Annotated in this window: 24 protein-coding genes; 4 read left to right on the plus strand and 20 right to left on the minus strand. The window is 67.8% G+C overall.

Annotation, left to right across the window (positions count from 1 at the left end; all coding sequences use genetic code 11):
• The 18 genes from ACFU95_RS02200 to ACFU95_RS02285 form a co-directional block, all read right to left on the minus strand.
• On the minus strand, positions 1-1,076 hold a 1,076-nt coding region (locus ACFU95_RS02200; protein WP_383820461.1), incomplete at its 3' end, for a methyltransferase domain-containing protein.
• A 129-nt stretch (positions 1,077-1,205) separates the two neighbouring features.
• Positions 1,206-3,512 (minus strand): methyltransferase, FxLD system, encoded by a 2,307-nt coding sequence (gene fxlM / locus ACFU95_RS02205; protein ID WP_383820463.1) that lies wholly within the window; start codon positions 3,510-3,512, stop codon positions 1,206-1,208.
• A 191-nt stretch (positions 3,513-3,703) separates the two neighbouring features.
• Entirely contained in the window at positions 3,704-4,198 is a 495-nt protein-coding gene (locus tag ACFU95_RS02210; RefSeq protein ID WP_383820465.1) for a DUF6082 family protein, read from the minus strand.
• 158 nt (positions 4,199-4,356) lie between these two features.
• Complete coding sequence (locus ACFU95_RS02215; protein ID WP_383820467.1) at positions 4,357-6,318, minus strand: ABC transporter ATP-binding protein; 1,962 nt, start codon at positions 6,316-6,318, stop codon at positions 4,357-4,359.
• A 169-nt stretch (positions 6,319-6,487) separates the two neighbouring features.
• On the minus strand, positions 6,488-7,534 hold the full coding sequence (locus tag ACFU95_RS02220) for a phosphotransferase enzyme family protein (protein ID WP_383820470.1): 1,047 nt from the start codon (positions 7,532-7,534) through the stop codon (positions 6,488-6,490).
• Entirely contained in the window at positions 7,531-8,343 is an 813-nt protein-coding gene (locus tag ACFU95_RS02225; protein WP_383820473.1) for a class I SAM-dependent methyltransferase, read from the minus strand. The genes ACFU95_RS02220 and ACFU95_RS02225 overlap by 4 nt, the downstream gene beginning before the upstream one ends.
• Positions 8,340-9,224 carry an aminoglycoside phosphotransferase family protein gene (locus ACFU95_RS02230; RefSeq protein WP_383821388.1) on the minus strand — a complete coding sequence of 295 codons (885 nt, stop codon included), beginning with the start codon at positions 9,222-9,224 and terminating at the stop codon, positions 8,340-8,342. Before ACFU95_RS02230 ends, ACFU95_RS02225 begins: the two co-directional genes overlap by 4 nt.
• 5 nt (positions 9,225-9,229) lie before the next feature.
• A complete protein-coding gene (locus ACFU95_RS02235; protein ID WP_383820476.1) occupies positions 9,230-9,364 on the minus strand; it encodes a hypothetical protein in 135 nt (44 codons plus the stop codon).
• Between the two features lie 10 nt (positions 9,365-9,374).
• The gene (locus tag ACFU95_RS02240; RefSeq protein ID WP_383820479.1) at positions 9,375-10,805 is read right to left on the minus strand and encodes a glutamine synthetase family protein; all 1,431 of its coding nucleotides are present in this window, start codon (positions 10,803-10,805) and stop codon (positions 9,375-9,377) included.
• Positions 10,805-12,334 carry an amino acid permease gene (locus ACFU95_RS02245; protein WP_383820482.1) on the minus strand — a complete coding sequence of 510 codons (1,530 nt, stop codon included), beginning with the start codon at positions 12,332-12,334 and terminating at the stop codon, positions 10,805-10,807. The genes ACFU95_RS02240 and ACFU95_RS02245 overlap by 1 nt, the downstream gene beginning before the upstream one ends.
• Before the next feature lie 82 nt (positions 12,335-12,416).
• Positions 12,417-13,418 (minus strand): hypothetical protein, encoded by a 1,002-nt coding sequence (locus ACFU95_RS02250; RefSeq protein WP_383820484.1) that lies wholly within the window; start codon positions 13,416-13,418, stop codon positions 12,417-12,419.
• 276 nt (positions 13,419-13,694) lie between these two features.
• On the minus strand, positions 13,695-14,948 hold the full coding sequence (locus tag ACFU95_RS02255; RefSeq protein ID WP_383820486.1) for a cytochrome P450: 1,254 nt from the start codon (positions 14,946-14,948) through the stop codon (positions 13,695-13,697).
• A 10-nt stretch (positions 14,949-14,958) separates the two neighbouring features.
• Positions 14,959-16,194 carry a cytochrome P450 gene (locus ACFU95_RS02260; protein ID WP_383820491.1) on the minus strand — a complete coding sequence of 412 codons (1,236 nt, stop codon included), beginning with the start codon at positions 16,192-16,194 and terminating at the stop codon, positions 14,959-14,961.
• Positions 16,191-16,793, minus strand: coding sequence for an ATP/GTP-binding protein (locus tag ACFU95_RS02265; protein WP_383820494.1), 603 nt, complete (start codon positions 16,791-16,793; stop codon positions 16,191-16,193). The genes ACFU95_RS02260 and ACFU95_RS02265 overlap by 4 nt, the downstream gene beginning before the upstream one ends.
• Complete coding sequence (locus tag ACFU95_RS02270) at positions 16,771-17,118, minus strand: DUF742 domain-containing protein (RefSeq protein ID WP_383820497.1); 348 nt, start codon at positions 17,116-17,118, stop codon at positions 16,771-16,773. Before ACFU95_RS02270 ends, ACFU95_RS02265 begins: the two co-directional genes overlap by 23 nt.
• Positions 17,115-17,546 (minus strand): roadblock/LC7 domain-containing protein, encoded by a 432-nt coding sequence (locus tag ACFU95_RS02275; RefSeq protein WP_383820499.1) that lies wholly within the window; start codon positions 17,544-17,546, stop codon positions 17,115-17,117. The genes ACFU95_RS02270 and ACFU95_RS02275 overlap by 4 nt, the downstream gene beginning before the upstream one ends.
• Positions 17,543-18,826 (minus strand): sensor histidine kinase, encoded by a 1,284-nt coding sequence (locus tag ACFU95_RS02280; protein WP_383820502.1) that lies wholly within the window; start codon positions 18,824-18,826, stop codon positions 17,543-17,545. Before ACFU95_RS02280 ends, ACFU95_RS02275 begins: the two co-directional genes overlap by 4 nt.
• A gap of 126 nt (positions 18,827-18,952) precedes the next feature.
• On the minus strand, positions 18,953-19,147 hold the full coding sequence (locus ACFU95_RS02285; protein WP_383820505.1) for a hypothetical protein: 195 nt from the start codon (positions 19,145-19,147) through the stop codon (positions 18,953-18,955).
• Positions 19,148-19,882: 735 nt separating this feature from the next.
• On the opposite strand from ACFU95_RS02285, the gene ACFU95_RS02290 reads away from it, so the two are divergent.
• The 4 genes from ACFU95_RS02290 to ACFU95_RS02305 all read left to right on the plus strand — a co-directional run bounded on the left by ACFU95_RS02290 (position 19,883) and on the right by ACFU95_RS02305 (position 24,571).
• The gene (locus ACFU95_RS02290; protein WP_383820508.1) at positions 19,883-21,412 is read left to right on the plus strand and encodes a helix-turn-helix domain-containing protein; all 1,530 of its coding nucleotides are present in this window, start codon (positions 19,883-19,885) and stop codon (positions 21,410-21,412) included.
• The gene (locus tag ACFU95_RS02295) at positions 21,409-22,131 is read left to right on the plus strand and encodes an HAD family hydrolase (protein ID WP_383820511.1); all 723 of its coding nucleotides are present in this window, start codon (positions 21,409-21,411) and stop codon (positions 22,129-22,131) included. The genes ACFU95_RS02290 and ACFU95_RS02295 overlap by 4 nt, the downstream gene beginning before the upstream one ends.
• Positions 22,132-22,454: 323 nt before the next feature.
• Positions 22,455-23,699, plus strand: coding sequence for an XRE family transcriptional regulator (locus ACFU95_RS02300; protein WP_383820513.1), 1,245 nt, complete (start codon positions 22,455-22,457; stop codon positions 23,697-23,699).
• Positions 23,696-24,571 (plus strand): phosphotransferase, encoded by an 876-nt coding sequence (locus ACFU95_RS02305; RefSeq protein WP_383820516.1) that lies wholly within the window; start codon positions 23,696-23,698, stop codon positions 24,569-24,571. The genes ACFU95_RS02300 and ACFU95_RS02305 overlap by 4 nt, the downstream gene beginning before the upstream one ends.
• Before the next feature lie 82 nt (positions 24,572-24,653).
• On the opposite strand, the gene ACFU95_RS02310 is transcribed toward ACFU95_RS02305, so the two are convergent.
• Positions 24,654-25,088, minus strand: coding sequence for an FAD-dependent oxidoreductase (locus tag ACFU95_RS02310; protein WP_383821391.1), 435 nt, complete (start codon positions 25,086-25,088; stop codon positions 24,654-24,656).
• Between the two features lie 233 nt (positions 25,089-25,321).
• On the minus strand, positions 25,322-25,930 hold the full coding sequence (locus ACFU95_RS02315) for a hypothetical protein (protein ID WP_383820519.1): 609 nt from the start codon (positions 25,928-25,930) through the stop codon (positions 25,322-25,324).
• Between the last annotated feature and the right edge of the window lie 271 nt (positions 25,931-26,201).

Below are 26,201 nucleotides of genomic sequence, written 5' to 3' on the forward strand. Positions count from 1 at the left end.
GCGGGGAGATATCTGGCCGCCACTGGGGACGCCGAGTCGGCCATGAGTGCATGGAACATCTGGCCGCCACCGGGGCAAACAAATGGCCGTTGACACCAGTTGGTGACGACGGCGGGCACGGTGATGCGGACGACGTCACCGACGTGGTCGAGGAGCGTGCCAAGGAGCCGTACGTCGGCCGGCCGGGCGGTCAGCCCGGTTTCCTTAGCGAGCGCACGCACGGCCGCCTCGCGCAAGGATCCGCGGGGCTCCACGGCTGCGCTGGGCAGTTCGGTGGTGCCCAGGCGGTGTCGGCCCAGCAGCACACCGTGCGGGCCGTCCAGGATGACGCTGACGTTGAGGGCGGCGCGTGCCACGGGTGGCTGTGTGGTGCGGGGGCGGGAGCGGATGCGGGCGGGGCGGCGGATCCCGAACAGCCGGTAGGAGGCGTGATTGCCTTCCTCCGGGGCGTCCAGGGTGGTGATGGTCTCGACCCGCAGTCCTTGCTGGACGAGGAGGTCCTCCCACAGCTCTGGGGTGAGCACCCACATCTGAACGGTCAGTTCCCGGCCGCCGGCCAGCCGCAGTGTCTCGGGCCTCGGGGCTACGGCGGTGGAGGGGCCGTCGCCGCGGGAGTTGGTGTGCAGGGCGGTGAAGTACAGCCTGCCACCAGGTTTGAGCGCTGCTGCCAGGGCGGGCAGCAGCCGGTACGGGTCGATGTAGGGGATGGCGTGAACGGAGTAGATCACGTCGTACGGCGTGGCCGTGTGCAGGTGTGCGACGGCATCCGCGAGCACCAGCCTGAGCCCGGGCACCTGCTCGTACCGGGCGCGGGCGCGCTCGATCTGGGTGGGCGAGGAGTCGACGGCGTCCACCAGCGCGTCGTGGTTGCGGACAAGGTGGGCTGCATGCCGACCGGTCCCGCAGCCCAGATCTAGCACACGTCGGCCCTGGAGGCCGCCGAGGATCTCGTCGCCCGGCCCGGTACCTCCGGGCCCCCAGTCGATCCGCTCCACCTCAGCCAGCGGTGTGGCACGCTCGATGTGGTGGCGTCCGTACGTGCTCCACGCCTCGGTGTTGAAGTCTTCCGGCTTCACTGTGCGATGTCTCCGGTCGGTATGCGGATCCGGGCGGCGTCCGGGGCGCCGAAACCCGGCTGGTGTCAGCGCGGCGCTGGCAGACAGGGGCGAGTGGCAGAGACGGTCCTGACTCTGCCGTGGCTGCGGTCAGGGCGTGCCGGTGTTCCAGGTGAAGACGAGCCGGGTGTACGGCTTGTCCAGGACGTGGCCCTCGCGCAGTTCCGCGTTGGTGTTGGCAGCGGGGTGCACGGTCAGGTGCGGGCGGGCGTCGCGGGCGGTTGCGTCCCATGCGGTGACCAGTCCGGCCATGGTGTCGGCGAGGGCGTCGGCGTGCGGGCCGTGGGCGTGGATGCCGAATTCCCAGAGGCTGGTGCCGGATGCGTCGGGGAGGAGTTTGCGGGTCACGAGGTGGGCGAGGGAGCCGTCCCGGACGAGGGTGGCGGCGTCCCAGCCGCCAGGGCGCTTGAGGACGCCGGTGTCGAGGTCGGCGTCGACGGCGAGGCGGGCGAACCCGTTGTCGACGTGGGTGGCCAGCCACAGCATGAGCATGTCGAAGGGTGTGTTGCCGGGGATGGTGACCCCCGTCCAGCGTTCGGTGCGGGGCATGCCGAGGGCGGCTTCCAGGAGGCTGGTGTCGGTGGGGGTGCCGTCGGTGAACCGTACGCTGATCTCGCCGCCGCGCAGCCGGACGGTGTGGTCTGGGCGGCGGCCGGGGCCCTGGAGGGGGACGAACCCGCAGACGGTGTAGCTGTCCGCGGTCAGGATGCCGTCGCGTTTGGTGAACGGGATGGACCACGTGTAGCCGTGGATGCGCAGCGGGACCACAAGTCGGCCGCCCTCGGCAAGGCAGTTGATCCAGGCGGGCGGGATGTCACGGGCTTCGACGGTGACGATGAGGGCGTTCACGCTTGCGGGCTTGGCGAGTTGGGCTGGGGCTTGTTCGCCGTCGCCTAGGCGGACGCGGACGTGGTGGTAGCCGGTGTCGTCGAGGAAGCGTTGTGCGCGGTCGGTGACGAAGGGGTCGATGTCGATGCTGATCACGGTGCCGTGCGGGCCGACGAGTTCCTGGGCGAGTGCGGCGTTGTAGCCGCCGGAGCCGACCTCGATCACCGTGTCGCCCGGGAGGAGGTCGGCGTCGCGGAGCATGACGGCTTGCAGCCAGGGTGCGGAGACGCTGCTGGTCGCCTGTCCGCTGGGGGCGCGCTTGGTGACGGGCGCCTGCATGGGGTCGTAGGCGTCCGCGAGGGCGATGCCTGGAAGGAACCGGTGGCGGGGAACGTTGCGGATGGCGGCCTCGACCGGGCTTGCGGCGTCCAGGTAGCCGTCCGCGATCAGCTGGCGGACCATCGCCTCCTGCAATTTGGCCGCTTCGGTCGAGTGCTGAGCGGGCTCGCGGATCCCGGCGGGGGCGACGGGGTAGCGGTGGACAGGCGGCAGGCTGGTGAGCAGGCCGGGCCAGACCGTGTCGATGACGTGCGCGCTCGGGGTGAACAGCGGCTGGGCAAGCTGGGGAAGGTCGGCGGGCTCCATCCACTCCCAGCGGCGGATCAAGTCCGGTTCGGTGACCGTCGGTTCGCCGCTGTAGGCGGTGACGCGGACGGCGGCCGTGACGTGCGGGATGCCGAGGTTGGAGTCCATCAGCAGGGCCAGCAGCCGCACGCCCGCGGGGTCGGCCGTCAGCCCGGTTTCCTCCTGGAGCTCCCGCACGCCCGCGGTGTCGAAGCCTTCGCCGGGGTCGTTCTTGCCGCCGGGCAGCTCCCAGACTTTTCGCCGTGCTGACCAGCCCAGCAGGATCCGTCCTTCGGGGTCGGTGACGACGACGCCCGCTCCGGTCAGGGCGTGCGGCAAGGGCCGTCCCTCACCGGAGCACCACCCGGCCTGTGCGGGGGCGGGGTCGCGCAGGACGATGAACGCGAGTCCGTCGGCGTCGAGGCGTTCGGTGACGGCCCAGCCCGCGCGCAGCAGGTCGATCTCCTCGTCGTCGAGGGCGATGTCCCGCTTGCTGTCCGGCACCCGGGAGGTGACGGGCGTGATGACGCAGAGGGTGCCGCCCGGGCGCAGGCGTTCGCGCAGGCGGTTCATCACGCGTGTGCGGTCGTGGATGAAGGCCCAGCTCAGGCGGAAGGTGATCAGGTCGTATGCGGGATGGGGCAGGCTGCTCGGGCCGTCCCGTTCGATGTCGCACAGCAGGTAGGTGACCGTCGAGCTGTCGGTGGTGTGGGCTTGGGCCTGGGTGAGGGCGGCGGGGGCGTAGTCGATGGCGTCGACCGTGTAGCCGCTGTCGGCGAGGTACCGGGCTAGTTCCCCGAGTCCGCAGCCGACGTCCAGAGCGAGGCCCCCGTTGGGAGCTGGGACATGCTCGGCGAGCAGATGCCGCTCGGCGTCAGTGAGGTGCCGGAATGTCCGGCCGTCCGCGTAGTGTGCGTCCCACTCGTCGGGCGTGGTGTAGGCCACGGGGAAGGCTCCTTGCCTGGTTGGGGGGTTGGTCAGAGGAAGGCGTTGGCGTGAAGGACCCGCAGCCCGAGGTGGACGACTTGCTGGTCATCGCGCGGGGCCTGTGCACGACACCGCTTAGCCGGGTCAGGCAGTGAGGCGTCCGTGCCGGTCCTGGACGGCTGACGTGACTGGACTGGTTGCCGCCCTGGTCACAGGCACGAGGCTTGGTCAACGGAGCGTGTCGCTGCGGGGGAGGGCAGCACCGTTCCGGTCTCGTCCTGGTAGGCGGTGTCCATCAGGGTGTGGAAGTGGCGGGCACGCTTGTCGTCTGCGGCGGTCCGTGCTCGGTCTTCACGGACACGGGCCCACCACTGCAATCCTTCAGGCGTGGCGAAAAGGGCCCGCGCCGCGCACGCCACACCGTCAGCGCTGAGGGCGCCGGCGCGGTACGCCGCTTCCCATGCGCCGACCCAGGCGTTGCGGTGCAGATGCAGGCGGCGCTCGGCTGGGTCGAGCGGCGCCAGGCTCCCCCACACAGCGCGCAGACCCGGGCGTGCGACTTCAGCGGTGAGCAGCTGCTGGTGGAGGCGGGCAGTCGCCAGGACGGTCCGGTCGCGGTGCCGGCGCTCACTGCGGATGGCATGGGCGATGCTCGTGCCGGCCAGAGTGATCAGTGCGGCAGCCGTCACGCGATGAGTATTCATGAGTGGTGGTCCTTCCAATCCGGGATAGCCGAGGTCAGCGCCTCCAACACCCGTGCTGCAAAGGGCCGGTTGGGGCCCATCGGGAAGTCCTTGAAGACATCGACGGCCTCGACTGGTGTAGCGGGATGCGTCATTGCTCCTCTCGGGCCTGTGAGGAGTTAGAACAGGGCGTGCTGGTTGGGCGCCGCTGCGTCGGTGGGTGATGTGGGGGCAGGGATGTGACCTGTGCGTTCGTTCTGCAGGTCCCACAGTTCACGGAACAGGCCGGCCTGGTCTGCCAGCAGTTCCGCGAAGCTGCCGTGCTGGACTACGTGGCCCTTGTTGAGGACCACGATGCGGTCGGCGACGGCCACATTTGTGAGCCGGTGGGTCACGAGGACGACCGCGCGGTCGGCGGCGTGATGGCGCAGCCCGGCGAAGATGCGATGCTCGGCTCGGGGGTCGAGCGCGGCGGTCGGTTCGTCGAGGACGAGCAGACTTGCCGGCCGGTGGAAGGCGCGAGCGATCGCGATGCGCTGCCACTGCCCGCCGGACAGTTCCTGTCCGCCCCACCACTCCTTGGCGAGAAGGGTGTCCAGTCCGCTGCGCAGTTCGTCGATGACTTCGTCGGCGCCCGCCGCCCGAGCGGCGGCGAGGACGGCGTCGTCCCCTTCGGGGGCGGGCTGGCCCAGACTGATGTTCTCCCGGGCCGAGAGTGGCCAGCAGGCGAAGTTCTGTGGAACGACGGCGACCCGTGACCAGGCGGCGTGCGCGTCGATGTTCCTGGTGTCGGTGCCGTCCCAGGTGATCGCGCCGTGATCGGGAAGGTACAGGGTCGACAGGAGTTTGCTGAGCGTGGTCTTGCCCGAGCCGTTTTCACCCACCAGTGCCAGGATCTCCCCGCGGCGGACCTCGACGGATACGCCGTCGAGGGCGGGACGGTCGGCGTTCGGGTACTGGAAGGTGATGTTGTTCGCGCGTACGGCCACGGGCCCGGTGGGGATCTCGGTGCCGCGGTTGATGCGGTGACCGCCGGCTTCGTCGATGAAGTCGGCCCAGTCGTCCAAGTACATGCCGGTGCGGAAGAGCTGGGCTCCGTAGCCGACGATCCCGTCGAGGCTGGTGCTGACTCGGGTCAGGGCGAGGAACGCGGTGCCCAGGGCGGCGACGGAGATGTGGCCGCTGGCCACGAGCGCGGCGAGGGATGCCCAGACCACGGCGCTGGCGAAGCCTCCCGCGGCGCCCCCGATCAGCGAGATCTTGGCGCTGCGCAGCGTGGCCTGGTCAGTGGTCTTGTCGATCTGCTGGCCGGTGGCACGGTATCTGCTGATCAGGAAGTTGGCCATCGTGCCGGACCGGATCTGGTCCGCGGTCTGCTTGTCGACCAGGTACCAGCGGAGCATGCCCAGCAGGCGGCGGTCTTTCGCGGTGGTCCGTGAGGCGATGTAGGTGAGGCGTGCTGCCCGTACGCTGGCCAGGCCCTTCGGGATCGCGGCGAGGATGAGCAGGGGCAGCAGGATCGGATGCACGGCCGTCAGGGCGCAGAAGGCTGCGATCAGCGAGGCGGACGCGGCGAGGATGTACTGGCACTGTGTGAGCAGTTCGCGGGAGACGTCCACCCCGCGGTCGGCGGCGTCCCAGCGGTCGTTGTACCCCGGGTTGTCGTACGCGGCCAGCTCCGCGCGTGTCGCTGCGTCCAGCAGCTTGAGTTCGGCTTCGCGGGAGATCTTGGGGGCGAGCCGCGCCGACAGCGCGGTGCTGGCGATGCCGAGCAGGGCTCGCAATCCGATGGCTGCGACCACAACCGTCAACGGGAATGCGGCTGCGCTGAGTTGTGCCGAGGTGAATTCACCGGAGGTGATCACGGGTTTGATCACGCCCGTGGTGGCGATCAGGCCGAATGCCTCCAATACCCCGGAGACGACCGCGCAGGTGAGCAAGGCGATCACTGAGTTGCGGTCCACCTGCCAGCCGAGGGTCAGGGAGCGCCGCATGAGTTGGGGCAGGCGGCGTGCCATGGAACGCGTGGTGATTGCGTTGCCGACCTCGATGCGACGGTCGCCCTGGGCGGCGAACTTCAGCTGTTCATCCGGCTGTTCCGTCTGGGGTGCGGAAGGGGCCTCGGGCTTAGGCTGCGTCATCGGCGGAGTCCCTTCTCCGGCGCCGCGTCGCGGACTGGGGGCACGGCGTGGCCGCCGGTTGCCGCGGGCGGGCAGGGCGGGGCGGTCGCTGTGTGGTCCAAGTCGTCTCCTTGGGAGCGGGTTCCGGGTGGGGCAACTGCTCGCGTGCTGGCTGAGGCGGCGGTGTCCGTCACGCGTGGTCTCCGCCTGCTGGGAGGCCGGAGAACGCGTCATCGAGTTCGTCGAGGTGGTGCAGCAGGAGGCGGATCGTGGTTTGCCGTTCCCGCCAGTGCTGCTTCAGGTCGGCCTCGGCCGCCGCAGGCAGGCCGTATTCGCTGGTGGTGGCGCCGTAGAAGCTGAACAGCATGTACAGGAGCGCGATCCGGGCACATGCCCGCACTTCCGCCAAGGGAAGGCCCGGGTTCTCGCTGATATAGGCGCGGGCCATCGCCAGCGCGCGCGACATCCACTGCGGGCTGTTGGCGACGGTGCGCGGGTCGAACGCGGCCCGGCCCAGCTCCCAGGCCGGCATGGCGCGGGCGCCACGGAAATCGATGACGCCGGTCACGGAATCGGCGAGGACGATCAGGTTGGTTCGGGTCAGGTCCGCGTGCAGGGCCTGTTCCACCAGCTCGTGCGGCAGCTGTTCCCGCAGACGGTGCGTATGTTCGTGGAGATCCTCTCGCCGCTGGTCGAGGTCGAGTCGCAGCTGGCCGAGTCGGTCGTGCCCTTGTCCAAGCGCCGAGGCCAAGACGCTGTCGCATTTCGCGGCCCCGTCGTGCACGGTGGCGGTTCGCCAGCGGGCGTGCTGCACCTGGTCAGGCATGGGGTAGGCAGCCAGGATCCGGTGCATACGTCCCATCACGACGCCAATGTGTTCCGCGAGGGCTCCGGTCATCGCCGTAGTGGACACATGACCGGGCGCCTCGTCGGTCACCGCCCAGGCGCAGCCCTCCGCGATCGTGACGAAATCACCGTCCACGTCCTGCCACACGCGAGGGACAGGAATCCTGCCGGCACGGCAGTACTCCGCCATGTCCCACGCGGTTCCTGCGGCAGCAATATCTGCCGTGGCCCGGTACTCCTTGACGTACAGCCGCAGTCCGTCCTCGGTCAGGACACGTCGGTTGATCGTGTCCGTGCCCATGTGGACCGGCTCGACCACCTCGGCAACGAGCCCGTACCGGTCCTCCAGCACGTCAGCCATCAGCGCCGCGTCGCGGTCTGCATCGCTCATGTCCATGACCGGTCCTCGGATTGTGAAGGGCGGCGCGCGGTGAGCACGGTGAAGGCGTTGTCCTCCAGGAGCACTCCCTCGTCCGTGAGCGGGACAAGAGTCTCGGTGAGGCGCCGCTCGAAAGTGCGGCGGTCGTCGCCGAACAGGTGCGGCGCCGCGAACGAGGTCGAGTACAGGTAGCCGATGACCTGGGTGATCGTCCAGGCACGGTGCACAGGGATGACGGCGCTGGTCACGTCCGAGAACGGGGAACGGTGCAGTACCTCCTCGTACGGCGGGCCGGGCGGGCTGAACGGTCCGTCACCCGCGCGCCGCTCCTCACCGAGGAACTCCTTCACGACGCCGCGCGCTGCCTGTTGCCAGGTGCTGCTGGAGGTCCACAGGCTGCGGTCGCTGAAGACGGCGACGGTGCCTGCGGGGGCAACGTATTCATCGAGCCGTTCGAGGAGACGGGGCTGGTCGAGCCAGTGGAAGACACGTCCGCAGGTCACGAGGTGCGGGTGCCACCCGTCCGGAGGCATGAAATCTTCGGCGAGGACGTGCCGGATCTGCAGCCGGTGCGTGGGAGGGAGCGTGGGGCGGAGCAGGCCATCCGCCTCGGTGAGCATCGCCTGGTCCGCGTCGATCGCGAAGACGTCGTCGAAGTGGGGAAGGAGAGCGTGGACGACGGTTCCGGGTCCGGTGCCGAGGTCCAGCAGCCGTCGCGGCGAGGCTTCGGGGGCCGACTGGTCGAGCAGGCGGGCCAGTTCGTGTGGAATTCCGGGGCGGAAGCGTCGGTAGTAGGAGGCGGTTCCGGCGAAAGTGCTCATGACCGCCACCCACCCCACACGCGGTGGTGATTCTCCCGCCGGAGGTTCTCCAGCATGGTGTGGGCTTCGTCGACCAGGCCGAGGTCGCGGTGCTTGATCCCCCACGCCAGTGAGTCCAGTGCGTCCAGCGCGCCGTATGCTCGGCACGCCGTCAGTTCCGCCTCGCTGAGCTGGCGGCCGTACCCGTGATGGAAGGCAGTATTCCGGTTCGGCTGGTGCAGGAGGAGGCGGTAGCGCAGACGGGAGAAGTCCCGGCGTGCGGCGGGCTGGAGTTCGGCCCGCTCGAAGTCGATGACCCGCAACCGCTGCTCAGACTCGTGCCACAGCCAGTTCTTGGGCATGTAGTCGCCGTGCCCCGCCACTTGAGGTAGAGGCGGCGGAGCCTCGGCTACGAGCCTGCGCACCATCGCGATATCGGTAGCGAGCACGAACTGCGCAGCGTGCTGCAGTCGACCGGCGACCGTCTTGTCCCACGCAGCCTCGGCCCCGTCCACGGCCGGTACGTCCGCCGCCGCACCATGATGCAGAGCCAGCAGCTCTCCGGCCTGCTCGTACGCCTTGAGTTCCTGCTCGGCCGGCAGACGCAATGAATCCAGGCTGCGCCCGGGCGCCGCGGTGACCACGAGGGTGCACGTCTCGGTGTCGGAGGCGACCAGTTCGGGTGCGCGGTCGGCTCCGAGGGAGGCCGTCCACTTGCGGTAGGCGTGCACCTCGCGCTGGTGCAGCTTCGGGCCGGCGTGCTGCTTGGCGAACCACCGTTCGCCGCCTGGCCCCTGGATCTCCCAGACCGACGGCCGGATGCCGCCGGGCCGTGGATGTTCCGCCACCACGGTGTAGGTCCCGGTCACCGATCCCATGAGGTGGTGGAGTGCGCTGGGCATGTCGCTCACGTCGGTGCGCCCTTTCGCTGGCCGAGCCACCCCGCCTTGTCGCAGAAGGTGACGTAGCGGGTGCTCTGGGTGTTCTTCTGGGGGTGGGCAGTGTGCCGGAAGCCACTGACAGTGCGGCCTGAGCTGGTCATACGCGGGCGGTCAGGCATGGGCCAGCCACCGTTGCCGTTCGGTGTCCGTGACCAGGAGCCGGTGGTGGTCGAGTTCCAGGCGGGCGAGGTGGGCGTAGTGTTCGACGACTTCGGCGCCGAACGCGTGGCGTGCCGATGGGCTGTCCTGGAAGGCGGTCAGGGCGTGGGTGAGGGTGGGCGGCACGGGGGTGCCGGTCTCGCGGTAGGTGTTGCCGGTCTGCGCGGGGCTGAGGGGGATCTGGTGCTCGATGCCGTAGTCGATGGCCGCCACTACGGCAGCCATCGCCAGGTACGGGTTGGCGTCCGCGCCAGGCACGCGGATCTCCAGATGGAGGCTTTCGCCGCGGCCGACGACACGGACGGCGCAGGTGCGGTTGTCGTGGCCCCAGGTGAACAGGGTCGGTGCGAATGAGCCGGGCGTGAACCGCTTGTAGGAGTTGAGGTTCGGCGCGTAGAACGGGCCCAGGTCCGGCAGGCCGGCGAGCAGGCCGGCGATGGCATGCCGTCCGGTCGGGGACAGCTCGTGGTCGCTGTCGGGGACGTTCAGCCGGTTGATGCCGTTCGACCACAGGGATACGTGCAGGTGCAGGCCGTTGGCCCGGCCGGTCTCGGGGGCGGCCATGAAGGTGGGGGTCAGGCGGGCGCGCGTGCCCAGGGTGCGTACGGCGTGTTTGAACAGCAGGTGGCGGTCGCATGCGGTGAGGGCCTGGCCGTAGGGGAAGGTGACCTCGATCTGGCCGGGGCCGGCCTCGGTCTTGATTGCCTCCACGGGCATGCCGGCGCCGGCGAGCGCGCGCTGCAGTCGGCGCAGGAACCGGTCGGAGACTGGATCGTGGTCGAGGGCGTAGTCGAGGTTCTCGGCCGTCACCGGCCGCAGTCCCTGATAGCCGGCCTGCTCGGCTTGCGCGTAGGTGCCCTGGTAGAGGACGAATTCCGTTTCGATCCCTGCCTTGGCGTGCAGGCCGTGGCGGGCCAGCCGGGTCAGCTGCTGGTGAAGGATCTGACGGGGTGCGATCTCGATGGGGGTGCCGTCGTGGTGCACGGCGTCGCCGAGGACGACGGCGGTGCGCGGCATCCACGGCACCAAGCTCATCGTGGACAGATCCGGCTGGACGGACAGGTCCTGGTAGCCGGTCTCCCACGAGGTCAGCGCGAACCCGTCGACCGGGTTCATCTCGACGTCGGTCGCGAGGGTGTAGGCGCACACCTCCGCGCCTTGGTGGGCGACGCGCTTGAGGAAGTGGCCCGCGTCGTACCGCTTGCCTTTCATCCGGCCCTGCAGATCGGGCAGAGCAAGCAGCACCGTGTCGACCGTGCCCGCCTTGACGAGATTGCGCAGCTCGGGGAGAGAGCCCCGCTTCTCACCGCGCTCACCCGGACCGGGAGGGGGCATGGTGGCTAAGCGGGCCGTGCGGGCGTTGTCCGTTGCGGCCGTCGTCATTACACGACCTCGTCTTCGTACGTGCTCGCCGAGCGGTCGAAACTCTGGGCCGGCACCGTGTAGGAGGTGCCCTGCTTCTGCCACCACGCCCAGGCCAGCGCGAGTACGGCGAGCAGCGCGATGGGCGCGTAGTTGAACGTGTCCACGGAGACCCAGGCGCCGTCGGGGCGGGTCTGCGGCAGGCAGAACAGCACGGTCACGAACGCCACCCAGATGACCGCGATCACGCCGACGATCACGCCCCAGCTGCCGAGGTTCCACGGGCCGGGCCTGAACCGGTGGCGGTTCTTGACCCGCAGGAAGATCGGTATCGCGTACGCCGGCGTGATCCCAACCACGTTGATGCTGGTGATCGCCGCATACGCGACGGGGCTGTAGAGGCTCGGCAGGGCCAGCACGGCCGCGCACACGACGGACAGCAGCACGGCCATGCGCGGGGTGCCGGTGCGGTGGTCCACCTGCCGCCACAGGTGCGAGCCCGGCAGCGCCCCGTCGCGCGAGAACGCGAAAACCATCCGGCTGGCCGCGGCGGTCTCGGCGTTGCCGCAGCACAGCTGGGCGACGATCACGACCAGCAGCAGCGCCTTTGCCCCCGCAACACCGAGGGCGTCGAGGAAGATCTGCGCCGGCGGCACCCCGGTCGCCGTGTTCACGGTGCCGGTGTAGTCCTGGATGGCGAAGGTGAGACCGGCCAGCAGGACGAACCCGGCCAGCCACGACCAGCCGATCGCGTGGATGATCCCGCGGGACGCGGAGATCTGGGCGTCCTTCGTCTCCTCCGACAGGTGCGCGGAGGCGTCATAGCCGCAGAACGTGTACTGCGCCAGCAGCAGGCCGAGCACCGCGACGTACAGGGGGCTGGTCCAGCCGGTGTTGTTGACGAACTCGCCGAACACGAAGTCGGCGGACTGGTGGTGGGACGGCACGATGGCGAGCGCGCCGACGATCACGGTGACGCCGCCCAGGTGCCACCAGACGCTGATGCTGTTGAGGATGCTGACCAGCCGGACCCCGAACAGGTTCAGCGCGAGGTGCAGGGCGAGGATGCACAGAAAGATCACCATGATCTTTCCGGGCGTCGGCTCGAAGCCCCACTGCAGGTTGAGAAATGCGCCCGTGAACAGCGCGGCCCCGTAGTCGATGCCGGCGATCGCGCCGAGCAAGCCCAGCAGGTTCAGCCAGCCCGTGTACCAGCCCCACTTGCGCCCGCCGAGCTGCTCCGCCTGGTAGTACAGGGCACCGGAGGTCGGATAGGCGGAGGTCACCTCTGCCAGCGCTGCCCCGATGAACATCACCATGGCGCCGACCACCAGCCAGCCCCACAGCATCACGGACGGGCCTCCGGTGTTCAGCCCGAACCCGTATAACGTCATGCAGCCCGACAGAACGCTGATGACGCTGAAGCTGATCGCGAAGTTCCCAAAGCCGCCCATACGCCGGGTCAGCACGGGCTCGTAGCCGAGCTCCTTCAGATAGGCGTCATCGGCCTTGCGGGGCCTGGCGCGGTGGCTTGGACTCGAAGAGGACACGGGGAAACAACCTCCAAGGTTCACATACGGATGAGGCGGGACTGGTCGGTGCCAGCCCGGATGGGTGGGCGGCCGGTGCTGGTCACGGTTGCGGTCCGGCACGCTGCCTACGGGCGTAGGAGAGGGACTCGCCGCGAGCCCGCTGAAGCAGTGCCTCGCCGGGGTCCGGTGCGCAGTTCCCGTCGCGGACCGATGCCCACGGCTCACGGGCCGCGTACGGGCCCATCGCTTCGAACACCTCGGCGGCTTCGACGTACCGGAAGCCCGCCCACAAGGTGAAGGCGAGAAGATTCAGATCCGCGACCGAACGCTCCCGGGCTTCTGTCTTGCAGAACCAGTCGTGAAAGGCGGTCAGCGTTTGGTCGAGGGAAGTCTCCCGATCCCATTGCTGCCGCCACAGCAGGTCGGCGCGTGATCGACGCCTCTGCTCGACCTGCACATACGCGGGCAGGAGTAGCAGGGGTGATCCGACAGGGTGCCGCGCCACCGCCCACTGCCCGTAGTCGACCACCTCCGCCAAGGAAGGTGCCGGGCGAAAGTCTCGGGCGAGGAGGAATTGCAGTACCCGGTGGTATGCCTCGCGGTTGTACGGGTCGCGCTGGTTGACCTGGTCGAGCAGTCCCCACGGACCGTGCGGCAGCATCGGCTCGGAGGGCTCCAGGCGATGCTCGGGAAGCATTTGCCGCGTGTCGATCTGCGCCAACGCCAGAAGACACACCCACGGCACCGGATCGTGCGGCGCGCGGTGAGCTGCCAGCCATACCTCATGTCGAGCACTGGTCTCCAGCTCAGGAGTCTGCGGGTGCTGCTTCCGGTGCGCGCGCAGCGCCCGCTCGACAGCAACCCGGGCACTCATCAGCTGCGCGTCGTAACTGCGAGGCTCCTCCGCGCGCCAGGCACCGATCACATCCGACCGGGCCGCCGCCACGGCCAGAATCTGCGTGCGCGACGTCCGCAGCGCCCAGCGCGGGCCTGTGCGCCGCAGGAGCTCCGCGGCGGCTTTCCACCGGCCTGCCCGCAGTTCGACCAGGGCGACGCGCAGGTCCTCGTCGTGACCGGCCGGGTGATACACGAGGCGTATCACTGCTGGCCCCCGGATCGGGGACGGCCCGCCGCTGCGTAGGCGGCGGCCACCGGCTCCGTTAACGAGTGGAGCACGAGGGGCAGGTCGGTCACGTCGATGCGCCCTTCCAAAGGGGGGAGCCACCCAACAGGTCACGTCTGGCGATCAGTTGGGCACTCTTGGTGGTCATGTGTGGGTTGGTGCGACTTAAGGAGGCCCGGTTCTGGGCAGGGGGTGCGTGCTGGGCGGTTCGGTATCGGGCGCTGTTAGCCGATCAGGTCCGGCGGCGGCTCGGTCTCACCTGGTGTCAGCCCTGGGCTGGAGATGGACGGGCAGGGTGCGGTGTCCGTTGACGAGGAGGCTTGGGACCGGTTCGAGCTCCTCGGCGCGTACGGCGAGGGTCATGTCCGGGAAGCGGTCGAAGAGCGCGGGAAGCGCGGCCCGTGCTTCGGCGCGGGCCAGGGGCGCCCCGAGGCAGAAATGGGCGCCGTGTCCGAAGGAGAAGTGCTGCTTGTCCTGGCGGGTGACATCGAACGTTGTCGCGGTGGCGCCGTGCAGATGGGGATGTCGGCCGGCGGCCCCGTACGAGGCGAGGATCGCCTCGCCCTGGCGGATCACGATCCCGTCCGGGAGGTCGATGTCTTCGACGGCGTAGCGCAGGGGCAGGTGGCTGATGGGCGCGGCATATCGGAGGGATTCTTCGATCACGTCGTCCCACGACGCGCGCCCGGCGTGGACGTGGGCGAGCTGGTCGGGGTGGGTGAGCAGTGCGGTGACGGCTTGGTCGAGCAGGGTGACGGTGGTTTCGTAGCCGGCGCTGATGACCAGGAGCAGGGTGTCGAGGAGTTCCTTCTCGTCGAGGACGGAGCCGTCGCCCTCGTCGTCACGGATGTTGATGAGCGCGGATGTCAGGTCCTCGCCGGGCGTGGTCCTCTTTGCTGTGACCAGTTCGGTGAGGATGCCGTACAGGGCCATGGTGTTGTCGGCGGCTTCCTGGGTGGTCAGCGTGGTGTCGAAGACGCCGTCGACCACGTGCCGGAACCGGGGCGAGGACTCTTCGGGCAGGCCCATGAGGTCGCCGATGACCTGGATGGGCAGCGGGAACGCCAGGGCCTCGCGCAGGTCGACGGTCTCGCCGGGCGGCGTCTGGGCCATCTTGTCGATGAGGTGGGTGGTGAGTTGCTCGATGCGCGGCACCATCTCGTTCGTGCGGCGCGCGGTGAATGCCTTGCTGACCAGACGCCGTAGCCGTCGGTGGTTGTCTCCGGCGGCGGTGAACATGTTGTCGACGCCGACCCACAGGGCCAGCGGCCATTTCTCGGTGACCTCGCCGTTGATGAACGCTGGCCAGTGCTGGCGGGGGTCCTTGGACACCCGGGGGTCGTTGAGGAGGTCCTTGAGGGTGGACGGGTCGCTGACCGACCAGGCGGTGACGCCGAGGATGTCTACCAGCGTTGCGGGCCCGGCGGCGTGAAGGGCGGTTTCCTCGGCCAGGCGGGCGCGGCCGGTCGGGTCGAGAACGAGGGGCAGGGCGGGCGCGGTGCGGTCCATGAACGGCTCCTTAGGCCAGCGCGAGAGGCGGGGTCGGGCGGAACTTCACGGGCAGGTCTTTCAGTGAACGGTGGAAGGGACCGGGACGGTAGGTGAGCTTCTCGACGGGTATGGCCAGTTCCATCTCGGGCAGGGCGTCGACCAGTTGCTCGATGGCCACCTGGGCGATCAGGTAGGCCAGAGACTGGGCGGGGCAGGCGTGAGGGCCGGCGCTCCAGGTCAGGTGCGAGCGGTTGCCCGAGAAGTAGGCGGAGACGATGGCGGGATCGTTGTTGCAGGCGGCCATGCTGATGACGACCGGCTGGTGAGCGGGCAGCAGCACGCCGTCCACCTCGACTGGGGCCGGCGGGTAGGAGACGCAGAAGTTGGCCAGGGGCGGATCGACGAAGAGCAGTTCGTCCAGGGCGTCGCGGACGCTGAGGCTGCCGCGCAGGAGGTCGCCGGAGTACCGCTCGTCGCTGAGCATCAGCCGAAGGGTGTTGACGATCAGGTTCGTCAGCGGCTCGATGCCGGCGCCGTAGAGGGTGACGAGCTGATGCAGCATCTCCACGTCGTTGAGGCCGACCGGGTGCATCAGCAGGTCGGTGGTGATGTCCATGCCCGGGTGGTGGCGTTTGAGGGCGACGAGCTCGGCCAGCGCCTGGCCGAGCATGGCGTTGCCCTCCTCGGCGTTCACGCCTTCGAAGATGGCGGCCATCCCTGCGGCGACGCGCTGCCCGATCTTGGGCGGGCAGCCGAGGATCGCGTTGAGGCCCTGGAAGGCCAGAGGGTGCGCGTACTGCGTGAGCAGGTCGGCCCGGCCCGCGCCGCAGATCTGGTTGATCAGAGGCAGGGCGATGTTCTGCACCGTTGACTGCAGGGCGTGCTGGTGGATGTTGTCGATGGCATCGACGTTCGGGGCCCGGTAGCGGGCGTGGGCCTCGTCGGCGCTGCGCAGCGCGTTGGGCCGGTGCTCCAGCATCGGCAGGACAGGGCAGCCGGCGGGCACTGTCTGCTGCCATATACGGGGATCGGCCGGGAACTGCTCGGGGGCGTGGAGGATCCGGACCGCGGTGTGATAGCCGATCACCAAGGTGGCGGGTACCCCTGGGTGAAGGAGTACCGGCGCCAGCGAGCCGTGCAGGAGCCGCATGTGCGCGTAGGCGGCGTACGGGTCGGCCGCGAACTCGGGCGTGTATATCGGGAAACGGTCCTGTTCGGCCTGGACAGGACCGTGGCCAGGGGGTGACGGTGTCGGCGTGTTCACTGCAGGTGCTCCAGTCGGCGGGATCGGTAGAGGTAGTTGACGAGGTCGATCAGCGCGTCAATCGAGGAGACCTCCTCGCGCGCATCGCAGGTCGTGAGCACGACGTCGTCCTCAAGGTCGAGGGCCCGCCGGATTTCGTGAAGGGAGTAGCGGGGAGCACCCTCGAACTCGTTCACGGCCACGGCGAACGGCAAGCCCGCTTCCTCGAACAGGCCCAGAACCTCGTCCGCGTCTTCCAGTCGGCGGGTGTCGACCAGGACCAGCGCACCGAGAGCCCCGCGGAAGAGGTGTTCGAAGAAGGGAGTGAACCGTGTCTGGCCAGGAGTGCCGAACAGGTACAGCGCGAGCTGGGGGGTGAGGGTGCGGCGGCCGAAGTCGAAGGCGACCGTCGTCTCGGTCTTGCCGGGCAGGCCCCTGAGGTCATCGATGCCGGAACTGGCCTGCGTGATCGGCTCCTCAGTGCGCAGAGGCTTGATCTCCGAGACGCTGCCGACCAAGGTCGTCTTCCCGGCCCCGAAGTGGCCACCGACGAGGATCTTCACCGTCCGGGTCACCGTGGTGGGCAGGTAGACGCCCTCAGAGGAGAGCACGGAGTCCATCGAGTACGTCCTTCACAAGTGCGAGGTCCGGGGCGTCAGGAGCAACCCGTACGGGGGTGTCGAGGTGGCCTGTGTCGAGGAGGGCGGAGACGACGATGAGCGCCACGGTCGGAGGAAGGTCCAGGTATGCGGCGATCTCGGCGACCGACAGCGGACCGCTGCACAGGCGCATCACGCGGACGGACTCGGCATCGAGGCCCTGCAGGGGGCGGTCCGCGGCGCGCACCGGGGACGTCAGATCCAGGTCGTCGCGGGACGGGGACGAGCGCCCTCCGGTTCTGACGTAGGCCCGGATCATGTCCGGATCGCGCCGCGGCCCGCTCATGGCCTGGCGCCGCCTTCGCCGTCCTGGTGCCGCACCGGACTGGTCAGTTCTCCACCGAGGCGCTCGGTCAGCCCGTTCATCCGGTACGTGACAACCTGGGCGTCCACGAGTGCGGTGGTGGAGACGGCCAGCAGCGTGTTGGGGCCGGCCGTCTTGACGAAGAGGAACCCGTCGTCGAACTCGCCCACCACCTGACGCAGACCGTTGCTCCCTCCGCCGCAGTCCGGGGCCATCGCCACACCGAGCGAGTGGAACCCGCTGGCCGAGGCGGCAACCCTCTCCGCCGCGTCCCGCTCCACCGACTCCGAAAACGCGATGCAAAGCCCGTCTGCCGTCAACAGGACGACGAACCTGACCTCGGGCAGATTCGCCACGTCGTCGAGCATCCAGCCGAGCTTGTTGCCGGCCCCGTTCACCTGCGCTGTCATGAGTCCGAAGACCTCGCTTCCTGTGTCTGCGCAGCCGCCTCCCGGCTGCTCCTGCTGCTCTGCGCCCAGAGGCCGATCACCTCGGCACGCCCCGGCTCCGTACTCGCGCGGCCCTTCACGGCCGGCCGCTGCCTGCCGCCGGGGACGCGGCGGCTGCGGGTCGGCAGCCCGCTCTCCGTCGCCACGCGTACGGGGCTCGCCTCCACGGCCGTCGGCTGGGGTGCTGCCGTCTCCGCCTGCAGGCTGGTGAGCAGGGAATCGGGAATGAACACCGATGCCCGCATGCCGTGATAGCGGTTGGGGCCGGACAGGGCGACCTCGATGCCGTACCGGCGGGCAAGGAGAGCGATCACGGGAAAGCCGGCCTTCGGATAGGCATCCATGGCCAAAATGTCGCTCGGCCGGCGGCCGTCCAAGATCTGCTGCGCCCGCTGCAGCTGCTCATCGCTCATGCGCTTGCCGGCATCGTCAATGAGGAGCGTCACGCCATGGTGGCCGGACTGGGCGCTCACCTCCACGTATGTCTGCGGTGGTGAATAGCGGGCGGCGTTGTCCAGCAGGTGGCTCAGGATGAGCTTGACCGGGCCGACCATGCGGCTGATGACGGCCCTGTCGCAGGCGAACTGCTGCACGCGCGCGTAGTCGCGGATCGCGCCCTGCGCCGCACCCACGACGTCGGTCAAGGTGCTGGCCGGCCACTTCTGCCCCAGCAGTCCTCCGGCCAGGACGACGTACGACTGCGCCTGGTGGAGCATCTGCTGGACGCCGTGATCGATCCTGGACAGGGTCGCGAAGACGGCGTCGTCGTGATGGCGACGGAGTGCCTGGGAGATCTCGCCACTCACATCGATGCCCACGCTCACCATCGCAGTGGCGAAGGACTTGACGGCAGCCTGGGCGGCCTCGCGGGCCTCGTGCTCGACCTGGCGCCTCGTCGCGAGCGCGGTCTCGGTGTGCACGCGCTGCAGATCGGCGACGTACTCTTCGCCGAGCACCCGCAGACCGGCCACGAAATCGGAACCCGCCAGGCAGTCGGGAACCTCGAACTCCGCCACTGCCGGCTGCGGCTTCTGTACAGAGGATGCGACAGAGCTCAGACCGTGGGCGACAAGACTGCGCAGGGCCTGGTCCCGCGCCGTGGCCTGCTCCTGCCAATGGGCAGCCAAGCGGCGTTGCCCGCGGGACAGCCGTGCGAAATAGGCGGCCACCCCAGCGGCGACCACGGCGGCCAGCCCCAAGGACACCGCGACGGCTATCTCATAACTCATCAGTTCTCTCACAGAGATGGAAGGGGTGGCGCCAGCTCGTGGGAGCAGCGGTCACGTGAAAGGGATGTCGGCTAACGGCCTTCGACGAATGGCCAGGCGAGATACCCAGCGTGGTTGCACTCGTCGTTGGCGGCCCGGCTAGAACTTGATCTCGCCGATCATCTGGGCGACGCTCGCTACGGCCCGCGAGATCGTCGGCGCGATCGAGGAGCTGGCGAGGTAGAAACCGAACAGGATGCACACCACGGCGTGCCCCGCGTTCAGCCCGCCCTTCTTGATCAGCAAGAACGTGACGATGGCCAGAAGGACGACGGCCGAGATGCTAACTGCCATACGGCGCCCCGTGGCTGTGCGCTACTGCGGACCGCGTCACGGAGAGTCCATGAAGCAGGGCGGCGCTGTCGGTGTACTCCTGCTCCCCATCAGGAGGAAGTAGCCAGACCCCCAGGCAGGTGGAGTACGGAGACCACGGCTTGTCCGTCGAGCACTCCCAGACACCTGTCCGGCACACGGTCTGCGGAGCCTGCCAGCGGTAGACGGTGTCCGGTTCAACGGGGATATGCATCAAGGAGTGCTTGACACAGCACAGAACCGGGCCGGCCGGAAGCCCCCACTCACGTACACGCTCGATCGCCCGCAGCCCGACCGCCAGCCCGGCCTCCACAACGTCCACTGCGCCGGCAAGCGGCTTCGGGCGCCCGGCGAACTGAAAACACCATGGCAGCTCAGTGTGCCTGCGGGCCGTCAACGTTGACTCCGGCAGGTAGGGCAGGCCAGCAGATCGTGTCGCGCCGTGCCCCGGCACGATGCGTGCAGCTGGATGCTGAGCGGCGAACGGATCAAGGTCGGCCTGAACCAGGCGTGGAGAGGCAATCACCGGGATCTCCCGTACGTCAGAACGCACTGACTGGGTGTCCGTCCACGCAACTTCTGTCACGAGGACGCTGACTGATCCCAAAGACTGTTCGCTGAAAGGCGATTACGCACATTCCGCAGGTGATATCACTGAGGTGATTCCGGTTCCGCTACGAGCCGGTGAGGTGTACGCGCTCGCTCAGGGGAGGAAAAATGCTTCAGCAGGCGCAGCGACGATGCGATCGATGCGGCTGCTCCCTGAGCCAGTACAACACGGACACCCTCTGCGCCGCTTGCGCTCGCTCACGAACATGGGAGAACAACACCCCCATTGTCCCAGAGCACGTCTGGTTTGACCCAGATGTGCGGAGCGCGCTCGCCGCATGGGACTTCGGCCAAGTGAGCCGCCTGATCCGGCTGCGTGGAGCTCTCCGCCAAGAAGACATGGCCCAACTCACTGGCCTGAGCCAGGCATTCCTGTCCATGCTGGAGTCAGGAGGGCGCCGCCTCACCAACATCGACAAAATCGTCGAGTTCCTCACCGGCCTCGGCGTGCCCGCGGCCCTGGCGCCACTGTCGCTCCCGCACACCCCCATCCCGACGGTCCAAGAGCCGCCAGCTCCGTTCGCCGGCGACGCTGATCCCACCCTGCCCTGGACAGCGGCCCGTATGGTGGCAGCACTGGAGACTGCGGTAGGAGGTAGCGCGATGGACCGTCGACGATTCCTCACTACAAGCGGCGTTGCGCTCACCGCGTTCGTGAACGCGTGGGACACCGCTGAAGCCGAACCTCTCCGCCGAGCTGCGGAAGGAAGCCAGCTCACCCATGACCTTCTCGACTCGCTCCAGCACACCACCGACAGCCTGCGGACTATGGACGCCAGCGACGGCAGCGGCACCCTGCAAAGCCTCGGGGATCAGCACCTGCGGTTCCTCAAGCACCTCATGGAGGAAACGTCGTACGACGAGGCGACAGGACGGCGCCTCGCGGGGATCATCGCTGACACCGCCACGCAGACCGGATGGTTCGTCTTCGACTCCGGCAGACGTGACCACGATCGCGACCGCCCGCTCAGTTACCTCTACGCCGCCCTGCGCGCCGCGAAAGCCTCACACGACGTACGGCTCGGCGCCGGAGCCCTCTCCTACATAGCCATCCACGGATACTCCACCGGAGCCCCACACCACGCCGTCTCCGCGGCACAGCGAGCCCGAGACAAGATCAAGAACCTCGGCACGCCCGCACTCGAAGCGATGCTCCTGACCCGGCAGGCTCGCGGACACGCCAAACTCGGCGAACGCCAAGCGGCCCTCGCAGCCCTCGGGCGAGCCGCGGAACTCTGCGCTCAAGGCCGCTCCGAGCACGACCCGCACTGGCTTTACTGGATCAACGAGGGTGAGATCCACGGACAGGCCGGCAGCGCCTCCCTTGATCTTGGCGACCCAGGCAGCGCCGCCGCCAGCTTCACCAAGGCTCGCGAAGCGCTCAACCCCACGGACCACCGAACCAGGGGCCTGTTCCTTTCACGCGCCGCGACCGCTCACATCGAGCAGGGCGATCTCGAAGCCGGATGCGCGACAGCCCACGAGGTCCTCGACCTTGCCGAGAAACTGCAGTCGGCCCGCTTCGACAACCACGTCACGAGCATGATCCAGCAACTCCACCCCGTCGCCCACAGCCCGTACGCTCAAGGCGTACTGGAGCGACGAGCCGCAATGGCGGCAACTAGGAGCGGGACTTGACCGACGCCAAGCGGGTTCTCGTGCTGTGGGACATCGACCGAACTCTGCTGTACGTCGGTGACATCGACCGGCAGGTCTACAGAGAGACCTTCGCCGAGATCGTCGGCCGACCCGCAGAACACCTTCCGGCTCGGGGCACCGGCGTCACCATGCCCCGGGCGATCCACTCCTTGCTCCTGGACAACAATGTCCCTGAGACGGAGATCCCCCGACTGCTACCGCGCATGGTCGAACTCCTGCCACAGCACCTCGCCGCCCACACCAGCGACCTGCGGGAGCAAGGCATTCTCCTGCCCGGCGCCGTAGCCGCCCTCAAAGCCGTGCACGCGCAACCGGACTACCTTCCGACCGTCGTCACAGGCAACCTCAAGCCCAACGCACTGCTGAAGCTCGAAGCGTTCGACCTCACCAGGTTCCTGGACACCGAGATCGGCGGGTACTCCTCCGACAACGACCACCGCCCAGCCCTCGTCGGCGTGGCTCAGCAACGAGCCCAGGCCACGTACGGAACGACCTTCCACCACGCGAACACCGTCATCATCGGCGACTCCCTCGAAGACGTCCGCACAGGCATCGAAGGTGGCGTTCCCGTCATCGGAGTCGCCTCCGGCAAGACCTCCGCCGACGAACTACGGTCGGCCGGAGCCAATGCCGTACTCGAAAGCCTCGAACACGTCACCCGGCTCCTGGACACGATCACAGCAGTCACCGCCTTGTAGCGTCCTCGGTGCTGCCCGTATCACCCGAGTGATACGGGCTCGACAGCCCTCACACGTACTCTGGCCTGCGCAGACGAGGAACGGGGCCTGCGATGGGGAAGAACGCTCGCACATGCGCTGGCTGCGGATGCCGACTGAGCCAGTACAACCTGGAAGACCGATGCGCGGCCTGCTCCCGAGACATGCGCCGACAGGGCCATACCGCTCCCTGCGTCCCAGACGAGGTCTGGCTTGACCCGGGCATCCAAACTGCCATAGCCAGCTGGGACTTCGGCCTCGCCAGCCGCCTCATCCGCGAAAGGGCGGGGCTCCGGCAGGACGACATGGCGTCCCTGACCGGACTCAGCCAGGGCTTCCTGTCGATGCTCGAAGCCGGCAGCCGACGCTTAACGAACCTTGACAAGGCCGCACGGTTCCTCCAGGGCATCGGAACACCAGATGCCTTGCTAGCCCCACCCTTCCGCGAGCCCGCGGCGCCCACTCCACTGACCCCGACCGCCTACCCCAGCCCGCCCCGCCATCATGCCCGAACGGCCACGCACACACCTCGGGACCTCGACGAGCTGGCCGCGCAGGCCGCTGTGCAATCGCTGCACTTCACGGACGAGGTCACCAAGACCAATGTGAGCGACGTCGAACTTGAGGCGATTGAGTCCATGCTCACTCAGATCGCCGGCGACTATGTCCACGCTCCGTTGCACCGGATCTTCACCGACCTCGTCTCGACGCGAGATCAACTCTTCGACCTGCTGCTCGGCCGCCAACCGCCGAGTCAGACGCGCGAGCTGTTCCTCCTCGCCGGCACAAGCTGCCTCCTGCTCGCGCACGCGTCGCAGAACCTCGGCGACGAAGACGCCGCAATCGCCCAACTCCAAACAGCCTGGACGTTCGCCGAGCAGGCTGACCACAATGACCTGCGCGCCTGGGTCAAAGGGACAGCCGCGCTCATTGCCGAATGGTCCAATCGACGACAGACGGCCCTCGACTACACCCGTCAGGCGATCCAACTGGCGCCCGCGGGGGAGACCCGCATCCGAATCGCGGCGATCGAAGCCAGAGCGGCGGCACGCATCGGTGACCGCAGCACGGCCATGACCGCACTTACGGAACTCCAACGCGCCCGAGAACAGCGCGCGGCTCCTGATGCGCTCACCCGGTTTGGAGGTCTCCTTACGTTCCCCTTGGCGAAGCAGGAGTACTACATCGGCGGAACCTTCGCTCTCCTCGGAGAACATCATCAGGCCGAACACCATGCTGCCGCGGCTGTCGACCTGTACGAGAACGGCCCCGAGGAGCACCGCTCATACGGTGACGAAGCCCTGGCCCGCCTGGACATCGTCACAGCACGCCTCACGGCGGGAGAAATCGAAGGAGCTGGCGAACAACTCCAGCCCCTCCTTGAACTCCCCGCGGACCGGCGGATCCGGCAGCTCGGCGACGCCATGCACGCAGTGACTAGGCTGCTGGAGGAACCACGCTTCGCACGCAGCCCGATCGCCCGTGAACTCGCCGACGCAACTCGCGGATACCAGGCGATCGACACCCGAACGAAGGCCCTCACTCCATGACCATCACGGTCTCACCTGAGGTAGCCGCCCGCATGGCCTCCCGGGCGTCCGGCCTGACAGACGAGTCCCTCACCCAGCTCCACCAACATGCCACCTCTGTATTCCTGCTCGCCGCACAGGACGTGGTCGTACGTGTAAGCCCTGCCTCCCTGCAGAAGCCGCTCGAAACGGCTGTCTCGCTGACTCGCTGGCTCGTCACAAACGACTTTCCCGCGACAGAACCTTTCACCGTTCCACAACCGGTGGCGTACGACCCGTACGTTGTGACGTTCTGGCGCCACTATCCGCAACCAGGCGACGGTGCACCCCCCGTGGGCCGACTGGGCCAACTGCTCCGCGACCTCCACAGCCTGCCGTCACCCCCGATGCCCCTTCCGCCGTATCTACCCCTTGCCGCATTCAAGGGAACTGTGGACTCCAGCACATACCTGAGTTCAGACCAACGAGCCTGGCTGACTGCACGGAGAGATGCGCTTCTGGACGAATACGAGCGTCTGGACTTCCCGCTAGGTCATGGACATATTCATGGCGACGCATATCCGGGCAATACCCTTTGGGGGCATCAGGGCGTCCGGCTCGGCGACTGGGACGAAGCCGCTTATGGGCCTCGTGAGATCGATCTGGCCAATACATTTCAAGGTGCCCGCTTCGGGCGTACCACCGAAGAGCTCGACGAATTCAGCTCCCAGTACGGATATGACATCAGGCGGTGGCCCGGCCTCCGAGTTCTCTGTGAGATCCGAGACCTGCACACGCTCGGTTCCTATATTCGGCGTGCCGACCACGGAGATGCCGCTGCCGCCCAGCAGCTGTCGTATCGTATCGAGACCCTGAGAAGCCGCGACGGTCAAGCCCGATGGGCAGCCGCCTGAAATACTCTCCCGTCGTAAGGGTGAGCCACTCTTACGGGTCCGTCGTTGTGGCCACCAATGCGGCGATTTCGTCAGCGCAGCCCTATGACAGAGTGACGCCGCTGCTGCCGTGACCGTAGTCGTGGAACACCTTGAGCTCGTTCCCGCGGTGTTCTGCCTCAACTCGGACTTCGTCGCGGGTCGGCCGGGTTCCCACTCGATGGGCGATGACTTGTGCCGTCGCCAATGCAGGTTCGATCTCAGCGCACCGGTTGACCATGGCCTGGGCCGTTTCGGGATCGCATTGAGGGTCCTTTTGACTATCGATCGCGCTGCCGTCAAGCGCGAGGGTGTCGCCGGCAGGGTGTATGCACAGTAGATCGGGTGGCACCCCTGTATCCTCGAGAAGAACTCTGAGACGCCCGGGTTTGTCACAGTCACATGCTGACCGCGGATCGGTGGACATTGGCGTCCCGAGCAAGCTCTCCGCCTGCCAAGCCGACACAGTTGATGATCGCGGGTGCGTGTTCGACCTCATTGAGCGAATGGCCTCGAAGGCGCGAAGAGAAGCGAGACTCCATTCGCGCACGCACGCCCAGGGCTCGACCAGATATTGCCCCACATTGCTCCAGCCGCCAACGGTGTCACACCAGGAAATTCCTCAGCCTCTGGAACTTCACGTAATGCCCCATCCGCAGCCTCACCTTCCCCGCCTGTACGTTCGACCGAGAATGCAGTTCGATGCTGTGGGCGGGGCTGTAGAAGTGGTGACTACGCAGCCCCCGACTTGTACTGCCAAACGGCATGCTCCAGTCCACCTCTGTTCTGCCCGAGAAGTGTGGCGGCCTCCTCGTACACTTCGCGCAGCTCTTCGTAACGGAGATCCGGAACACCGGCATCCGCAGCAAAGGTGCGCAGATGTACGTCGACGGCGATCTGCGAACGGCCGACAAGGTTGCCGATGTAGTCGATGCTCTTCGGCCCTACCCCCTTCACAGTGCGCAGGGCGGTGCGATTGGCCTGCTGGTCGAGCCACGTGTGGAGATCCTCGCGAGTATCGACCCCGTGGTCAGCTAGGAGGTCAGTGATTGCATGGGCCGTCGCAACCTTCTTTGCATGGTTGAACTTCATGGCGACAGCGAGGTCTTCCGTGGCAAGTCGGCCCTGGAACCCACGGACTGTTTCCGCATCCGGCCAGCTCAATTGCAACCGGAGAAGCCGTGGACGGAGGGTCGCTTCATAGTCACACCGGGGTTGGAAGCTGACGTCGCAGATGACAGCACCCATATGGTTCCAACCGCCGGCCTGGGGAAACGGACCACCGCCCAGGAGATGCTGAACGTGGTCGGCGAGCCGCTGGGCAAGGCTGGGTACGGTCATAGACCAATGATGATGCTCCTGGCTGACGACCGGGCGGAAAGCGCAAAGCCTCGAACGATTGAGCGGGGGAGGCGGCGCTGCTGGCGGGCAATTTCGTGAGCGTCGACACTCAGTCATGAGACGTACGGGGTGCCCTCCTACGAGGAGCGGGTTTCCCTTCTCGGGAACCGGAAAACCCGCCACACCTACCGAGATCCTCCCCCCCTCCTTTCCGCCCCCCCCCCTCCTTCCCCCACCCCCCCCCCCCCCACCCGCCCTCCCCCACCCCCCC

The sequence above is a fragment of the Streptomyces sp. NPDC057623 genome, from assembly GCF_042800355.1.
GTDB lineage: Bacteria > Actinomycetota > Actinomycetes > Streptomycetales > Streptomycetaceae > Streptomyces.

Excerpts from the sequence above, each read along its gene's own strand:
- ACFU95_RS02210 (WP_383820465.1), bottom strand. The coding sequence starts at position 4,198 with ATGAATACTCATCGCGTGACGGCTGCCGCACTGATCACTCTGGCCGGC.
- ACFU95_RS02215 (WP_383820467.1), bottom strand. The coding sequence starts at position 6,318 with ATGACGCAGCCTAAGCCCGAGGCCCCTTCCGCACCCCAGACGGAACAG.
- ACFU95_RS02220 (WP_383820470.1), bottom strand. The coding sequence starts at position 7,534 with ATGAGCGATGCAGACCGCGACGCGGCGCTGATGGCTGACGTGCTGGAG.
- ACFU95_RS02225 (WP_383820473.1), bottom strand. The coding sequence starts at position 8,343 with ATGAGCACTTTCGCCGGAACCGCCTCCTACTACCGACGCTTCCGCCCC.
- ACFU95_RS02230 (WP_383821388.1), bottom strand. The coding sequence starts at position 9,224 with ATGCCCAGCGCACTCCACCACCTCATGGGATCGGTGACCGGGACCTAC.
- ACFU95_RS02235 (WP_383820476.1), bottom strand. The coding sequence starts at position 9,364 with ATGACCAGCTCAGGCCGCACTGTCAGTGGCTTCCGGCACACTGCCCAC.
- ACFU95_RS02240 (WP_383820479.1), bottom strand. The coding sequence starts at position 10,805 with ATGACGACGGCCGCAACGGACAACGCCCGCACGGCCCGCTTAGCCACC.
- ACFU95_RS02255 (WP_383820486.1), bottom strand. The coding sequence starts at position 14,948 with ATGGACCGCACCGCGCCCGCCCTGCCCCTCGTTCTCGACCCGACCGGC.
- ACFU95_RS02265 (WP_383820494.1), bottom strand. The coding sequence starts at position 16,793 with ATGGACTCCGTGCTCTCCTCTGAGGGCGTCTACCTGCCCACCACGGTG.
- ACFU95_RS02270 (WP_383820497.1), bottom strand. The coding sequence starts at position 17,118 with ATGAGCGGGCCGCGGCGCGATCCGGACATGATCCGGGCCTACGTCAGA.
- ACFU95_RS02275 (WP_383820499.1), bottom strand. The coding sequence starts at position 17,546 with ATGACAGCGCAGGTGAACGGGGCCGGCAACAAGCTCGGCTGGATGCTC.
- ACFU95_RS02285 (WP_383820505.1), bottom strand. The coding sequence starts at position 19,147 with ATGGCAGTTAGCATCTCGGCCGTCGTCCTTCTGGCCATCGTCACGTTC.
- ACFU95_RS02290 (WP_383820508.1), top strand. The coding sequence starts at position 19,883 with ATGCTTCAGCAGGCGCAGCGACGATGCGATCGATGCGGCTGCTCCCTG.
- ACFU95_RS02300 (WP_383820513.1), top strand. The coding sequence starts at position 22,455 with ATGGCGTCCCTGACCGGACTCAGCCAGGGCTTCCTGTCGATGCTCGAA.
- ACFU95_RS02305 (WP_383820516.1), top strand. The coding sequence starts at position 23,696 with ATGACCATCACGGTCTCACCTGAGGTAGCCGCCCGCATGGCCTCCCGG.
- ACFU95_RS02310 (WP_383821391.1), bottom strand. The coding sequence starts at position 25,088 with ATGAGGTCGAACACGCACCCGCGATCATCAACTGTGTCGGCTTGGCAG.
- ACFU95_RS02315 (WP_383820519.1), bottom strand. The coding sequence starts at position 25,930 with ATGACCGTACCCAGCCTTGCCCAGCGGCTCGCCGACCACGTTCAGCAT.